The sequence below is a fragment of the Streptomyces sp. NPDC043870 genome (genome assembly GCF_056435785.1).
This window is the reverse complement of record NZ_JBWKDT010000018.1, coordinates 22,021-37,431: the sequence shown is the minus strand read 5'-3', so window position 1 is coordinate 37,431 and position 15,411 is coordinate 22,021. Positions and strand designations below refer to the sequence as shown.

The window sequence follows — 15,411 nt, the reverse complement described above, 5'->3', positions numbered from 1 at the left end:
CCGTCGACACTCCCTCGCTTTCCCCCTGTCCTGGCTCGGACAAGTCTGGGCAGGGGAATGCGCTGACCTGCGGTGCCCGGACTTGTTTGAGACGGGCCGTGGCGATCCGTCTCAAACAAGTCCGGGTAAAGCTCGGGTGCGCGCTTCCGTAGCAGGCACTTCGCTGTGATGGCCAACGAGCGTCTTGGTGCTCAGCCCGTGATCATCGCGACGATGCGGTCCAGGCCAGCGAGGACGGCCGCGGATCCGACTCGGGTGCCGCCTTCTGCGAGTGCTGCCCTGAGGCGTTGCCCGGCGCTGAGCCGGACCTGTGCATCCTGGCTGGAGTCGTCCAAGATCTCGATGTCCTCGATGAAGCTGTCGCGCTGAGACTCATCGAGTTCAAGTTGGGGGGCCACTTCGCGCAGTTGGCGGATGAGATCGGCGAGTTGCGAGGGCTGGACACCCACGTGCTGAACGACGTGCATACCCTGTGCTCCAGTGCCGCCGTTCGAGTTGTACTGGTTGAATACGGGGCCCGCCGCGGGGGTGCTCTGTTCGCTCACGAACTGCCTCACTCTCTTCCCGGACAACGCGCAGTCGATGCCGCGCGATGTCAGTATCAACGCTTCTGGTTGGTGACCTGCACCGATAGTGACCGTGGCCAGGCCATGGTCGTGGAGATACTGAGCAGCACGCAGGACTTCGTCGATCGTCATGTGCTCGCCCAGGAAGACCGCAGTGGCGATGAACTGGTCCAGCCGCACCGTGCCGGTTGGATCTTCGTCAGCTGAATTGACCAGTTCGCCGAGCACATGGTCGAGTCGGGCCGCGCGACTACGGCGCTTCGCAGCGATGTCATCGGCCGCCCGCAGTCCATCCCAGGTAAGCCGAGCATGGAGAGTGGGGCCGAACGTGACCGTTAGTGTGACGAACCCAGACCGCTCAAGGAGCCGGGCGGCCTCCTCCAAAAGGCGTCTGGCTTCCTCCGATTGCTGCAGTGGCAAGTGCTCGACGTCGGCAAACTCATCGATGTTGACCAGCTGGTAGGTGTCCCGGCCGGTGCGGTCGGTAAGCCACATCAGCAGGGCATACGAGTAGAACTCGGCGGTCATAGCGCTCTGTTTCTCTGGTCGCCGTGGTGCTGAGTGACGTCGACGCCTTGAGCACCCACGCCGCCAGAATGGATGTGCTGGACGAGTTGGACGCCGTTCCCGCGTAGGTACTCCCTGACAGGCAGGCCAGACATCACACATGAGCGGCCCTCCGGCTCCAGCCAGGCTCCGGTCAGCGGACCGCCTGTCGTGGCCAACATGCGCAGACCCACGAGGCTCGACGTGGCTTCGGTGATCTCTTCCGCAGTGAGCCGGTCGCCATAGAAGAAGCTTGCTGGACAGCCGATGAAGTCAATGAGTTCCACCGGACGGCCAGGGGAGGCTGTCTCGAACACCCAGTTCAGGATGGCATTCTCGGCATACTCCAGACGTGCCCGGCGGCTGGCGACCGCTTCACGCCGGCGTTCCGCTTCCCGTACTCCTGCAGGTGTCAGGGAAAATTCCACAACCTGATGGGTGATCGCTCGCCTGCCGGTGACCAACTCCTGTGCCATAAGAGTTGAGACGGCCCGTTGCGCGACATCGCCTGAAGGATCAGTCGGCGAGTCCGCAGGGGCCCACCGGTCGATCCTGAGCCAGCACGTGGTGTCGCCTGCGGTCGACTCCAGTGCCCAGAAAAGCAGTTCATCCGCGTGCGGGTCCGTTGCCATGACGCAAGCCTAGTCGGCGGTCGAGCGTCTCATCTTTCCCGTCCAGTCGCTCGCTGCTCAGCCCGGAGAAGACCGAGACACCCCCACCAAATGCCCGGAGATGACTGAGACGTCAACGCAGATGCCCGGAGATCTCCGAGCCTGCCCGGACATCACAGAGACAGGACACCCCCACAACGGACGTCACTCGAGTAACTGCGAGCTGCATAAATAGACCTCACGTGACGTCTGCTGTACTATTTGTCTGGTTGGCGGAGAGCAACCGCCGACAGCCCGGAGAGCAACTGGGCGCAGACCCGAACTGAAAGAGGAACCGCAGTGTCCGAGCTGACCGTGGACGAAGAGTCTGTCGTCACCACCGCCCTTTCCTGCAAGGCGACCGGCGCCCCGATACCCGCCCACGTCATGGCCGAGCTCGACGAGATCGCCGCGCCATGGCCCGGCCGCTGGTTGCTCCCCTGGGAGGAAGGCGAGCCGGAGCGCGTCATCGAGCTGTGCGCCGGGCCCGGCGGCTGGGGTGAGGGTCTGAAGACGGTCCTCGGCATGACCCGCTTCGACGTCGTCGGCGTCGACATCAACGAGGACGCGTGCGCGACGGCCCGCGCCGCCGGCCACGTCCGCATCTGCGCCGACGTGACCAAGCTCGACCCCGAGCACCCCGCGCTGCTGTGGGTTGTCGGCGTCATCGTCTCCCCGCCATGCCCCAGCTTCTCCACAGCAGGCAAGCGCGCCGGGCTCCTGCAGGCCAACATCGACATCCTCCGCGAAGCCATCGCCGCCGTCGGCGAAGCCGCCGGGTTCATCCGCCTCGACGAAGTGTGCTGCGACGAGCTGTTCCCCGACCTCGAAGACGACTGCCCGCTGTGCGCTGACCTCGGGTACCACGAGGGCTACGCCCCGCGTTCCGGCCAGAGCTGGGCCGAGGTCCGCGCGATGCTCGACGGCCTCACCGACCCGCGCATCGGCCTCATGCTCGAAGTCGCCCTCTGGCCGCTCGGTCTCCAGGCAGCGGGCGCGCCGATCGCGTGGATGGCCATGGAGCAGTCCAGCAACCTGCCCGAAGAGGTCCTGGAAGAACTCTCGGTCGAGTTCGGGTGCGCCGACTGGTTCCGCACCTCCTGGGCCGTCCTGGAGGCCGCTGACCTGGGCGTCGCCTCCCGCCGCAAGCGTGTCTTCATGCTCGCTTCCCGTCACAAGTGGGTCGACATCACTCCGCCCGCCGAGACCCTGCCGGTCACGACGATGGCAGAAGCGCTCGGCTGGGACGAGGGCGAGCGGATCAACACCCGGGGGCAGCGCCCCGTCGACCCGGCCACCGGCCGCGCGAAGGGCGGGAACTGCTTTTCCGCCGACAAGCCGTCGTGGTGCCTTACCGGCAAGACGCGCACCTGGGTCCGCGAACGCGATGGCAGGCGCTTCACCCCCGCTGAGGCCGGGACGCTCGTATCCTTCCGCGCCTCCTACCCGTGGCGGGGCTCCCGGTCATCACAGTTCCAGCAGGCCGGAGACGTCGTATGCCCCGCCGTCGCCGCGTACGTCCTCGCCGTGCTACACGGCATCGACTGGGAGCCACGGGTCCGTGACTACCTCACCGGCCTCTACCACTACGAAGACCTTTGGGCCGACGAGTACGACCTAGCGGTCTGACCCCTGCCGAGCGCCCGGCCTCCACTGCGGAGGCCGGGTCTCAGTCGTTGGCGGTCTGACGCTCGTGGTCTTGGGCCAAGGTGATCCCCGTGTGCTGCGCCCGAAGACTTGGCCGACCTGCAATCCGGACTACTCCAATGGCTCAACGGGGGAAACATGCGCCGGCCCTGTGAACCGCTGTGCTGTATTAGTGTGATCACGCATGTCAGGCGAGCCATGGCTGGCACGTTTCTGAATAATAGAAATAGGCGGCGGAGTCTGGCGTTGGGGTTCCCACACATGCCACGGTCGCGCTCTGCTCGCATAACGGCCGCCCTGCCCCTTCCGTCACGGAGACTCATGCATGGCTACCAACGGCGTACCCGGCGAGCATCCACAGCCGCCTGGGCCAGGTCAGCAAAAGACAGCTCCCGCGACTGAGCCAGCATCTGTTCCCGAGCAACCCCTGAAAGAGGTGGGGCCCTGGAAATCGGGCTGGCAACGCTTAAACCCATGCACCTGGCTCGCTCGCCGTAGGGCCAAGCGAGCAGAGCAACAGGCAAAATTTGGCGCCATGATGGAAGCAGCAAGAGCGGCAACCGGCTCCGACGCCAAATTCAAACTCGCCTACGACTCTGCCCTAAAACAAGTCTCCCAACAAGACACCACCCTGACAAACCTTCGCAACCGCGCAACGGGCCTATTCACTGTCGCTTCTCTCATCGCATCCTTCGCTGCGGCCATCGGGTTCATCAACAAGGATCACCCTCTGCCCATCGCTTTCCTGATCAGCCTGATGGCGGTCCTGGTGGTTATCGTAGGTTGCGCTCTCGCTGTCCTGTGGCCAAGTAAGCAATGGAAATTCGGTCCTCACCCTGCAGGAATTTTGAAGGTTGATGAGGGAGAGCAAGGCAGCGAGAGGGAAGTTCACCGTCAGATCGTCCTAGGCCAGCTTCGAGCGCTCACAGCCAATGAGAAAGACCTGAAGCGGCGCGCCTTCTGGTATCGGTGGGGGGCCGTCGTGCTGGGTATCGAAGCCATGGTGGTTGTCGCAGCTGCTCTTGTGGTTCGGTGAGGGAACGGAGACCGATGTGATGGTCATGAGAGACAACCAACCGGACCAGACAGAGACTTCCCCTGAGTCTGAGGAAGTAGAGCCATGGGAAGGCGTCAGCGTTGCTGGGGAAGTAGAGTCGTGGGAAGGCGTCAACTTCGTTGGTCGCCCTGAATTGGTGGCAGCGATTGCCGAGACTCTGGGCGGAGAGGATACCGCGCAGATTGCGCTTGACGCCGTTCTCACCACGATTGCCACTGCGGTAGCCGACGGCGAGCGTGTTTCCATCTCCGGATTCGGAACTTTCGAGAAGCGCCAACCTCGGTACGCACGCAGTCCACAAACAGGCGAGCGAGTGCGCGACACAGAGACCGCCGTCCCCCATTTCCGCCCCGCGCAACGCTTCCAGAACCTAGTGAGCGGGACCAAGAAGCTACCGAGGGCTAGCAAAGCGGCCACGAAAGAATCGCCAAAGGAAAGATTGACAGGCACTGCAGAAGCGGCATCCAGAAAGAAGGCAGCACCGGCGGCGAAGAGCGCCGTGGCCAAGAAGGATGCCGCGAAGAAGGCACCGGCCAAAAAGGTGACGCCCACCGCCAAGAAAGCATCCGTCAAGAAGGTGGGAGAGAAGGAGGAACCCGCAAAGAAGGCCACGGCCAAGAAGAGTGCACGACGCTAAAGGGGAGGGCTGCGAAACGCCCGCGCATGCCGATCGACGAACGCCTCGCGCGCCTAGGAGTTTCCGGTCAGCCGCGGACCCGATGGCCGCATCTCCAAGTACCGCTGCCACGTGCCGTTTGACGTCCTTCCCACAGGTCTCCGCGACGTAAGCCCCTTCGGTCGGGATGCTGCCCCGTTGCATTACCCCTGCCGGGCGCACGGCCGTCACTCGCTGGCCGGCTGCCTGGTGATCGAACGGAGCACCACATGCAGCCCGCCGTCCTCCAGGCCATCGACACCTGGGAACAGCACTGGAACGAGACACAGAACGCGGCCGTCGCCGCGCTGAAGACCGCGTTCCCCCACCTCCACGACTGTCCGCGCTACGTCGGCTGTGACGACATCCGCCTGGAGTACGAGGAAGACGGACGCGGCGGCGGACGGGTCTGCGTCGACAACGAAGGCCGCGCCAACATCGAGTTCGGCCAGGTCCCCAACGAGGTGATCGCGCGCGCCGTCGACGAGGTCCAGTTCCCCTACCTCGATGACGCGGACGGACCGCTGGGCGACGCGCCACCGGGCACGTACGTCTACGAGTGCGAGACGTCGGCCGCGCAGTTCGAGTTCACCCTCGGCATTCTCGGGCACGGCGAGGTCGTCATCTCGTTCGCCACCATCCCCGACGCCGCGGCGGTGCTCGATGCCCTGGCGCGCGCGTCCGGGGAGGACGCGACATAAGGCCCAGGCGCCGTCCACTCTCCCGTCTCTCGCCCCGCCGCTCCTGGTGGCCGCACTCCGCGGCCGGTGGCCGGGCAGGACGGAGACCGATCGTGGCCCGACGACGCACCGGCCCCACCGACACGGTGAAGGACCTGGTCTATCAGCGCGACGGCGGGCGCTGCGTGCGCTGCGGCTCCTTGTACCGGCTGACGATCCATCATCGCGTCAACCGGGGCATGGGCGGGGCTCGGGAGCCTTGGATCAACCAGGCGCACAACCTCCTGCTGGCCTGCGAGCCGTGCAATGGCTGGTTCGAGGACAACCCGCGGGAGTCGTACGAGGTCGGGTGGAAGGTGCGTCGCCCGCAGCTCCCGGACGAGGTTGAGGTCCGGTACCCGGACGGGCAGGTGTACCGCCTCACCCCCGATGGTGTGCGCGCCGCGATCACGGGGGCGGCCCGATGAAGCGCGAGGCGTCCCGGTTTGTTGGCTTCGGCCGCTGGTCGGCCGGCACCTGGACCACGAAGACCCCCGGCATCTGGTTCGCGATCGGCTACACCTACAGCCGCAACGAGCGGCCGTACGGCATCGGCGGGCCCGCCATCACCTTCGGCAGACGCACGTGGGCCGTGTTCGCTCTGTGCTCCCGCGCCGAGTACAAGGCCCGCAAAGTCGACCCGTGGGCGAAGGAGAGCGAGGAGTTCCAGCCGATCGTGCAGCCGCGCCGCGGTCTCGCGCGTCTGGCGTGGTGGCGGTGAGGCGCCTGTCCGGAGTCGGGGTGCTGCGTCCTGGGGCAGCGCCGCGCACGCAGGTCGGCCGGATCGCGCTCACCGAGGCGCCGCACGCATGCGATCCAGCTATGGCAGAGGACGTCGAGGGGCGGGTGATCTTCCTCGGGCGGCTCGGGTTTGCCCTGTTCAGGAGGGGTGCGCGCCGCTCGCAATGACAGGGTCGCGCCTCGCGCTGTACTATTTCGGCGTTCGTCGGCATGGGGTTGCCCCAGCCTTCGCCGGCACCAGCGCGGTGCCCGACCCGAGGGAGGCCAGTCATGCCCGCTGCGCACCACCACAACCTCACCGTCCCCGACCACAAGACGCTGCGCGCCGACGCCGAGCGCCAGGTCAAGGACGAGCTGGGCCAGATCCCCCGGCCTGACGACCGGTTCAAGCGGGCCTGCGAGATCGTGCAGCAGGCCGACCTCGAGATCTCCGCGCACGCCGAGGAGCGCAACGAGGCCGCCATGTCGCTGTGGTTCTACGACGGCGTCCGCGGCCTGGGCAACGTCTTGGGGATGCTGCCCAACGCCTACCGGCAGATGCGCCGCATCGCCCTGTACGGCGAGCGGAACGCGCCGCTGACCGTCGACGACGAGCGCATGAGCGCCGAGGAGCGCCAGACCGCCGCGAAGAAGGCCGGCCTGCCGCACATCAAGGATGCTGCGGACCGGCTGCCGTCCCTGGCCGCTACGGTGTCGGTCGCCACGGCCCGCCGCAAAGCCGCGATGCCGTTCCTCCAGGACGCCGCGCTCGCCCTGACCGAGGAGCCCTACGGATGGACCACGGACCGGATCGCCGAGCTGGGAGACACCACCCCGAAGTACGTCCGCGACGTGAAGAACGCCGCGAAGCGCCGCCGCGGCCACTGAACCGCCCGACCCCAGCCCGGCCCCGAAGCACCACCGGGGCCGGGTTTTCAGTCGCCGGTGACCGGGGCCTGAAAATCCGGCGCCGGTGAACCCGGCTTCCGGTCGTCCGGGTTCCGGCAGGTCAGGCCCCTTTAGTAAGAACATCAAGCATCACCATCAAGTAGTTACGGTGCCTTCGCTTCGCTCAGGCACCGTCGGCATCCGGTGGTAGGGGAGGCTCCAGCAACGAAGCGGCGGCTCGGCGCCGTGGCTCGCTGTCACAAAATCCGGCAACTGACGTTCCCCCCGACATGAAGACCATGCCCGGCCTCCTGCCCCTGGCCCGCCACTACTACGAGACCCGCCGCGAGGTCCTGGCCGCCGCTGGCGTGCAGACCACGCCCTGGTACCGGCTGACCGCCGATGAGCTCGGCGTCGCCGTCGCCGAGGCCCGGATCATCCTCGAAGCTGTGCGCAGGGCGAACGAGGAGCACACCGCGCTCCTGGACGGAATCTCCGGCCACCCACTCGCGCCCGCGGGCAGCCCGCCGAGCCAGGTGTAACAAGATTCGGATTCCGACGTACTACTAGGTGCTGAGGCCCGCGCGACCACTCCCCCCAGTCGCGCGGGCCTTGAGCGGGAACCTCCGGCGTGAACACCCCAGCAGGCAGCGAGGGTTCGTAGTCACACACCGCGCCGGAACCCGCGGTCTGGTCGGGGCGTCAGGGCATGGGCTCCCCGGCCAGACCGCGACACAAGAGAGGCCCGAGCGGCACCGTCGCGATCATGTCCCGTACGCAGCCCGAACAGCCGACGCACGCCCCCGTGGCGCCCTCGGCATCCGAGCTGCAACGCGCCCGGCCCGGCGTCATCTCCCGCGACGCCGCCAACGTCGCAGACATCCTCCTGCGCGCGCCGATCACCGAACGCCGCAACGCCTTCAAGCACCACCTGACCGACCGCGAACGCGCCGTCGTCATGACGGAGGTCGAGCGCGCCACCGGCTCCCTGTACGGCCTGTGGCGGGACTCGCCGTCCGGTTTCGTCGAGGACGTCCTTGGCGAAAGCCTGTGGTCGAAGCAGCGGGCCGTGCTCGACGCGATCGTCGACCACAAACGGGTCGCCGTCCCTGCCGGGTTCGGCGTCGGTAAGACCCACCTCGCCGCGCGCGCCGCGGTCTGGTTCACCAACGTGTATCCCGTCGGGACTGCGCTGTGCATCACCACCGCGACCCGTTTCCGTCAGGTGCAGCGGCAGCTCTGGCCGCACATCCGCAAGGTCGTGCCGCGCGCCGGACTGCCGGGCTACTGCGACACCGTCCAGTACAAGATGCCCGACCCGTACGGCAACGACTTCGTCGCGGCCTACGGCTTCTCCGCGCCCGCGAACGACGAGGCCGCGATGCAGGGCATCCACATGCCCCACCTGCTGCTCATCGTCGACGAGGCGGGCGGCATCGCCCCGATGATCGGCCACGGCACGAACAACCTGCTGACCGGCGGACACGCGGCGATGCTCGCCATCGGCAACCCCGCGATGGACGATCCGGCCTCATGGTTCGAGGAACTGTGCATCGAGGGCGACGACCCGGGCGAGCCGACCACCATCACCATCCCCATCTCCTCGCTCGACTCCCCGGCCATCACCGGCGAGTTGGCCCCGTTCTGCACCGACTGCCCCGCAGGCGTCGCCCGGCATTCCCTCGCCGACCACATGCCCGACCAGGACTGGGTCGACCGCACCATCCGCTCGTACGGCGACGACCACCCGTACGTGATCGCCAAGGTGTACGCCCGCTTCCCCAAGGGCGGCGGCGGCATCGTCATCCCGCCGAGCTGGGTCGAGGCCGCCATGGCGTACGAGGACCCGACCGGCGACGGCTGGCACCGACTACGCGACCTCGGCCTCGAAGGCGAGACTGCCGAGCACACGGTCCGCGAAGGCGCCTGGGTCCGCCTCGGCGTCGACGTTGCCGCGGACGGCGGCGACGAGTTCACCGTGTACCGGGTCGTCGGCGACGCGGTCGAGTTCCGGCACGCCTCCGCCGGCGCAGCGAACGACAACCAGGTGTCCGTCGCGGAGAAAGTCCTCGAGGAGATCCACGCCGCGCAGCGCCTGGCGGACGCCCTCGGCTCGCCACACCCAGTGCGCGTCAAGGTCGATCAGAACGGCATCGGCCACGGCGTCGTCTCGATGCTGGAGCGATGGGCCGAGACCGGAAGGCACCGCGCGCAGATCGTCGGCGTCATGGTGTCGGAGTCCCCGAGCCAGGACGACCCCGGCGCCGTCATGCGGCCGTGGCGCAAGCGAGACGAGATGTGGCTCGCAACCAGGTCGCTGCTCCAGCCAGACCCGTCGTCCGGCCGCGGTCGGCTGCGCCTCCACGTCGACAGGAAGGCCGCCGCGCAGCTCTCCACACCGAAGCTGCTGTCGACCACGAGCGGCTACACCCAGATCGAGAGCAAGAAGGCGATGAAGGCCCGCGGCATGAAGTCGCCGGACCGCGCTGAAGCCGTGTTGCTCGCTCTATACGAGCCGGAGCCCCTTCACAAGCCGCGCCGCCGCGGCCTCCTCAACTGAAGAAATGAGCCACCGTGAGTAGATTCGGAAGCATGAGCGAGGAGGCTCCGAGACGTCTGGACCCAAAGATGGACACGTCGTCGGCCGCGGTCATCCTGGGCTGCCAGCCGCGACAGATCGGCCCCTGCGCGCGCTGCCAGGGCCACACGATCAGGTACGGGAGTAAGGCCGAACCGGTATGCCGGGCCTGCCGCGCGGCCCAGAGCACCACGGCATCAAGCTGAGCAGGCCAGTGGTCGCATCAGTCCGGTTGCCCCGCACGCGCTACCCTCCATGTCTATGGCGGACCCGTTCCTCGCAGCCCTCGACCAGGCCACCCGAACGGTCGTCGCGCGCGTTCGCGGCGAACTGCTTGCTGTTGCGCCCGCAGCGTCGCCGACGCGGCCGAGTAGCGCGATCACCCACCAGTACTGCTGCGAGCCGGACTTGGCACTATGCGGACTCGACCTGAGCAACCTGCCGCCCGCCGGGGATGGGGACCAGGACTGCGTCGTCTGTGCTGACCTCAGCCTCAGTGAACTGGCCTGCGCACTCTGCGCGGACGGCGGCCAACAGAACGTCGCGTCCTGAACGGGGGCCTCGTTTCTGCGTCCGTGAGAAAACGCGTTGTGGCCCGCGGCAAGGATGAGGACGCTTGAGGACGTGAATTCGACCGTACGAACACCCGCGGCGAGCCTTTTGCATGGTCTACTCCCCGCTCCGGATCCGGTACGCCGCCGCCGGGTACGCGCAGCAGCCCGGCAGCTCATCGACTGCGACCCGTGGCCGGAAGATCACGAGACGACAGGCCCCGATGTCGCCAAGCTCGCCCTGCTGCGGCTTATGCACCTGCAGCAGCAGGTCCGCAGAGCGGCGATGGTCGGAGCTGATGAGGCAGTCGTGCAACTCGCCCGATCCTCCGTTGAGGCATGCGTACTTGGCGTGTACTCGTTGCACGATTCGAACGTGGTCTCGCAGCTGAAGGCCGGGTATCTCAAGGCAATGCGCAGCATGCTGGCTTACCTGATCGACGACGGGCTGGTCACGAAGGACGTCGTCGACCAGGCCGTCGCGGCGATGGGCGGGGGCGCCAACGGGCCCGGTGTGTGGGCGATGGCAGAACAGGTTGACACGGTCCCAGACAGCGCCGGAGCGGTCAGCCTCTACCGACGCTTCTACGCACCGACCAGCACCTTCTTCGTTCACGCCAACGCTGCTTCGCTGCTTCGGCACGTCGGGAAGGACAACCACCTCTCGGAACGTCCGTCGCTGCCCTGGACGCGTCGATCCGCCGTACACATCGCCGACGCCTGCATGGGTATCCTCGCCTCGGCCATCGCAGGCAGAGAGGGCAAGAAGTCCGCCGTGGTCGAGCAGTACGCCCACGACCATCTGGCGCTGGCCTACACGCCGGTGGCCGTCGCGATGACTCGGGGCCTGCGCCGCTCGCTTCGGGTCTCTCAGCTACCCGTTCTGGTCAGAACGATCCTCGACCTGCGTCAGTACGCGGCATCGCCCCAGGCGGCGTCGGACGAGCCGCAAGTTCGCGAGACCCGCCTGCGGGATGGGTTCGATCAGCTCCTGGGCTTGCTCGGACTCGATCTTCCCGATGCCATAGTCCGCCTGCTGCGCGAGGATTTCGTCACGCGCGTCCTAGATGCGATCACTGAGTACGCTGACCAGACAGCTCAGCAGGTTGCCCAGGAACTCTGATCGGCAACGGCAAGGGGCCGCCGAGCCGAGGCGTGATGCTCTCGGCTCGACGGCCCCTTGCCGTGAATCAGGCGACCGGATAGGAGCCGGTCACGGTGATGATCTCCGCCTCCGTCGCGCCCTCGGCGTCGCCGTAGACGTGGTTGATGTTCTGTACGGCGGCTCCGTTGGACGTGCCGGTCACACGCAGCCGGTCGATCTGCGAGCCGTCCGAGCCCGCGTAGATCTGCGCTTCACCGGTCCACACTCCGTGGTCAGCGTCCCGGCCGTCGAGGCTGAGGCTGAACACGTAGCGCACGCCCGCCTTCGCGGGCTTCGGCAGCGTCAGGCCGAATCCGGCGGACGACGCCGCGTTCGTTTCCTTCTTCGCCACGATCTGCGCCGTGAACGTCACTGCACCGCCGGCCTCGACGTACTCGCCGTAGCCGTCCGTGCCGTCCGTGCCCTTCACGTTCGTCAGCTTGGGGATCCACTGGGTCATAGGGAAAGGTCCTCCTGAATCGCGGGAACCTGCCAGGTACGGCAGGCCCGCGCACCTTGAGGGACCTGGCTGTCTAGTGTCGTGTCCTCACGGAAGCAGCGCGATGAGGCCCGGCAACCGCCACAGGTTGCCGGGCCTCATCTCATTCGTCAGTCAACGAGGTAGTGGGCCTCGATGTAGGCGACGGTGGAGTCATACGGCTCCCCCACCGGCTTCAACGCGTATCGGCGGAAGACTGCGGCGGTGGCACGACGGACGCCTCGGTTGCGAGCGTCGGCGTTGTCCCATGACTGGGCGAGAGTGCGCTTGACCACCTGGTCGATCTCTTCGGCCAGGTTCCGCTCCGTGACGGTGAGGCCGGACGGTGCATGGTCGTGGATGATCCGCGACAGGACACCCACGTGGTCGTCGTCCAGCACGACGACGGCTTCGTCGGGGTGCTTCTCGGCGTCCACGATGGCGCGGGCGACTCGGAGTGCTTCGGACAGGAAGTCCAGGGCGTCCTGGGCGTTTTGGATGATCCGGTCCCGCAGCTGCCTGATTCGCTCTGCCAGGGCGGTGTACTTCGCGGATCCCGGTTCGACGCCCTTTTCGAGGGCGGCCTTGATGTGGTCCAGGATCTCCGCCGCAGACGGCGGCCTCTTGTCCTCGCTGTCGCCCTTGTCGGGCTTGGGGCGGACGAGGGCCAGCAGCTCCTTGAGGATGGCGATGCCCTGGGCGTCCAGGACAAGGGGTTCCTCCTGGGAGGCGACCACAGAGAAGGAGTGGACGTGGGCATTGATTATCTCCAGGACCATCGGCCCCAGCTCGGCCAGCCGTTCCTTCCTCTCCTCGTCGGAGGACTTCTTGAACAGGGTCGTATACACGGACCCGAACAGCCCGAAGCCGTGCTGGTACTTGGCGACCCGCTTGTCAGTGTTGATGAGCGGGTACAGGCGGGCCAGGAGCCGGTAATCCTTGCTGAACGCCTCAGCAGCGCCAGGGTTGGCGTCCAGGAAGACATTGATGGCTCGCACGGACTCGTATCCGTGGATCGTGAGGTCCAGGCCGTCCACGTCCGCGAGGAGGTCTTCGATGCGGGCGAAGGTGGTGCGGAACTCGGCGACCAGTTCGGACAGGTCGGTGACGAACCCGCCACCCCTGGCGGCGGCGCCCTCCGAGGTGGGGTCGGCAACGGCCCGCTGGACTTCTTCGGCCAGGCCGATGTAGTCCACGACCACGCCGGAGGTCTTCACGAACCCGGTCGGGGACACCCAGGTGCGGTTCGGGCGGGTGATCGTCTGGAACAGGGTGTGGGCCTTCAGCGGCTTGTCCAGGTAGAGGACACCCTCATTGGGGGCGTCGAACCCCGTCATCAGCTTCGCGGTCACCACTAGGAAGCACAGCGGGTGATCCGGGGTGAGGAAGCGCCGCTTCTGGTCCTCCTCGTCGGCCTCCGAGATCCGGTACGGCCGCATGGCAGGGTCTTCGTCCTTGGCGTCCGAGACGGAGATATTCACCTCGGCAGTGATCCGGTCATGCTTCCCGACCTCGGCGAGCACCTGCGACGCCTCAAAACCGGCCAGCAACTCATTGATCTTGTCCGTGTACGCCACGGCCAGCTCACGGTTGTACGCGACGACCTGGGCCTTGAGGCCGTTACGGTAGGCGCCGGCCAGGTAGTGGTCCACGATGTCCTGGCAGACCGCGTGTATGCGGGCGCGGTTGGCGAACACCGAAGTCAGACGCCCAAACTTGCGGGACAGGACCTCACGGTCGGGGTCGTCGAGGTCGAATTCGTCCGCGAACTGGTCGAACTCAGCCTGCAACTCCTGGTCGTTCATCTCGAAGAGGACCGGGTGCGGATCCAGCATGACCGGGACGGTCGCCTCGTCACGCAGAGACCGCGATACCGAGTACCGGTGCATCACCCTGCCCGGGTCGGTCTCCTCACCGAAAAGGGCGAAGGTGTCGGTGGAGAGGTTCCTGACAGGGGTGCCGGTCATACCGAAGAACTTCGCATGCGGCAACGCCGCGCGCATCTGCCCGGCCAGGGACTCGGACTTGGCGGACTGGGTACGGTGCGCCTCGTCGACCAGCACGACGATGTTCCTCCGGGTCGACAGGCTCTTGCCGGCGTCGGCGAACTTGTGGACGGTCGTAGAGATGACGCCACGCACATCGTCGGCCAGCAGGGAACGCAACTCCTGGCTGGTAGCCGGTTGGTGGAAGTAGGCGCTGCCCATCGCGGAGGTGAACACCCCGGAGGTCTGCCGGACGAGCTGGGTCCGGTCCGAGAGCAGGATGATCGTAGGCGAGTCAGTGCGAGTATCGGCCAGCAGCAGCGAGGCAGCGAACACCATCAACAGCGTCTTCCCACTGCCTTGGTGGTGCCAGACCAGCCCCTTCTTACCGTCAGCGAGGACTCGCTCGTGGATCAGATGAGCGGCTTCCATCTGCGGGTATCGAGGCAGGTACTTCTTGTCCACCCCGCCCCCGGAGGTATCGAAGAGGGCGAAGTTGGCCAGCATGTCCAGGATCGTGGCCGGGTTGAGCAGCAACTCGACGGAGCGTTGCACGTCGGCCTGCCCGGACAGGTTCTCGTCGTCGGCGGTGGACCGGAACGGCTGCCACAGGTTCGTGGGCGCGCCGGCGGCACCGAACCGCAGCTTGAGCCCGTCGCAGGCGACGCCGAAGACGTTGGGGGTGAAGAACCACGGGTACTCGGTGGCGTACACATCGTTGATCTCGCGGGCGGCGTCGGCCCACCCGGACTTCGAGGTCGGTGACTTCACCTCGACCACTACCAGGGGCAGGCCGTTGACCCAGTACACGAGGTCGAACCGGCGGGGGGTCTTGCCGGGAACGGTGATGGTCACCTCGTCCGACACGACCAGCGTGTTGGCGGTCGGGTGCTCGAAGTCGAGGACCTTCAGGGCGTGCCACACGCCGTCGGCGTCCCGGAACTCCTTATGCCCGCGCAGTAGGTGGACCACCTGCTCGTTGGCCCGCACCAGCCCGCCTTCGACAGCGTTGACCGTGGCGACGATCTCCTCGACCACCGCATCCACGTCGAACCCGTCGATCACCCCAGGGTTGAGTCGGACGATGGCGTCCCGCAGCTGGCCGACGACTACTGTCTGCGTCGTCTCACGCGGCAGAGCTCTACCCGCCGTGAATCCCCACCCCATTGGGAGGGACCACTGGATCATCAGGTTCTGGAACTCGCGCTCCCGAACGCCCTTCGCCAC

General features: G+C 66.6%; 15 protein-coding genes. 11 read left to right on the top strand and 4 right to left on the bottom strand.

Features of this window, described 5'->3' with window-relative positions; genetic code table 11:
- Window positions 1–191: 191 nt before the first annotated feature.
- Together AC0699_RS22165 and AC0699_RS22160 are read right to left on the bottom strand one after the other, a co-directional pair.
- Entirely contained in the window at window positions 192–1,094 is a 903-nt protein-coding gene (locus AC0699_RS22165) for a hypothetical protein (RefSeq protein ID WP_478662847.1), read from the bottom strand.
- On the bottom strand, window positions 1,091–1,744 hold the full coding sequence (locus tag AC0699_RS22160; protein WP_478662844.1) for a hypothetical protein: 654 nt from the start codon (window positions 1,742–1,744) through the stop codon (window positions 1,091–1,093). Before AC0699_RS22160 ends, AC0699_RS22165 begins: the two co-directional genes overlap by 4 nt.
- 318 nt (window positions 1,745–2,062) lie before the next feature.
- Here AC0699_RS22160 and AC0699_RS22155 point away from each other — a divergent pair, with 318 nt between their 5' ends.
- From AC0699_RS22155 to AC0699_RS22105, 11 genes are all read left to right on the top strand, one after another.
- Window positions 2,063–3,391 (top strand): DNA cytosine methyltransferase, encoded by a 1,329-nt coding sequence (locus AC0699_RS22155; RefSeq protein WP_478662842.1) that lies wholly within the window; start codon window positions 2,063–2,065, stop codon window positions 3,389–3,391.
- A gap of 553 nt (window positions 3,392–3,944) precedes the next feature.
- A complete protein-coding gene (locus AC0699_RS22150; protein WP_478662839.1) occupies window positions 3,945–4,445 on the top strand; it encodes a hypothetical protein in 501 nt (166 codons plus the stop codon).
- Window positions 4,417–5,103 carry an HU family DNA-binding protein gene (locus AC0699_RS22145; RefSeq protein ID WP_478662837.1) on the top strand — a complete coding sequence of 229 codons (687 nt, stop codon included), beginning with the start codon at window positions 4,417–4,419 and terminating at the stop codon, window positions 5,101–5,103. The genes AC0699_RS22150 and AC0699_RS22145 overlap by 29 nt, the downstream gene beginning before the upstream one ends.
- A 248-nt stretch (window positions 5,104–5,351) precedes the next feature.
- Window positions 5,352–5,822: a hypothetical protein gene (locus tag AC0699_RS22140; RefSeq protein ID WP_478662836.1), complete on the top strand. Its 471-nt coding sequence runs from the start codon at window positions 5,352–5,354 to the stop codon at window positions 5,820–5,822.
- 92 nt (window positions 5,823–5,914) lie between these two features.
- Entirely contained in the window at window positions 5,915–6,268 is a 354-nt protein-coding gene (locus AC0699_RS22135; RefSeq protein ID WP_478662833.1) for an HNH endonuclease, read from the top strand.
- Window positions 6,265–6,561 (top strand): hypothetical protein, encoded by a 297-nt coding sequence (locus AC0699_RS22130; RefSeq protein WP_478662831.1) that lies wholly within the window; start codon window positions 6,265–6,267, stop codon window positions 6,559–6,561. Before AC0699_RS22135 ends, AC0699_RS22130 begins: the two co-directional genes overlap by 4 nt.
- A gap of 290 nt (window positions 6,562–6,851) precedes the next feature.
- The gene (locus AC0699_RS22125) at window positions 6,852–7,448 is read left to right on the top strand and encodes a hypothetical protein (RefSeq protein WP_478662828.1); all 597 of its coding nucleotides are present in this window, start codon (window positions 6,852–6,854) and stop codon (window positions 7,446–7,448) included.
- A gap of 290 nt (window positions 7,449–7,738) precedes the next feature.
- Entirely contained in the window at window positions 7,739–7,990 is a 252-nt protein-coding gene (locus tag AC0699_RS22120) for a hypothetical protein (RefSeq protein WP_478662826.1), read from the top strand.
- Between the two features lie 224 nt (window positions 7,991–8,214).
- On the top strand, window positions 8,215–10,008 hold the full coding sequence (locus AC0699_RS22115; RefSeq protein WP_478662824.1) for a hypothetical protein: 1,794 nt from the start codon (window positions 8,215–8,217) through the stop codon (window positions 10,006–10,008).
- Between the two features lie 279 nt (window positions 10,009–10,287).
- The gene (locus AC0699_RS22110) at window positions 10,288–10,578 is read left to right on the top strand and encodes a hypothetical protein (protein ID WP_478662822.1); all 291 of its coding nucleotides are present in this window, start codon (window positions 10,288–10,290) and stop codon (window positions 10,576–10,578) included.
- A 72-nt stretch (window positions 10,579–10,650) separates the two neighbouring features.
- A complete protein-coding gene (locus AC0699_RS22105; RefSeq protein ID WP_478662819.1) occupies window positions 10,651–11,700 on the top strand; it encodes a hypothetical protein in 1,050 nt (349 codons plus the stop codon).
- A 67-nt stretch (window positions 11,701–11,767) separates the two neighbouring features.
- On the opposite strand, the gene AC0699_RS22100 is transcribed toward AC0699_RS22105, so the two are convergent.
- Window positions 11,768–12,181 carry a hypothetical protein gene (locus AC0699_RS22100; RefSeq protein WP_478662817.1) on the bottom strand — a complete coding sequence of 138 codons (414 nt, stop codon included), beginning with the start codon at window positions 12,179–12,181 and terminating at the stop codon, window positions 11,768–11,770.
- Window positions 12,182–12,330: 149 nt separating this feature from the next.
- Window positions 12,331–15,411 (bottom strand): type I restriction endonuclease subunit R, encoded by a 3,081-nt coding sequence (locus tag AC0699_RS22095; protein ID WP_478662814.1) that lies wholly within the window; start codon window positions 15,409–15,411, stop codon window positions 12,331–12,333.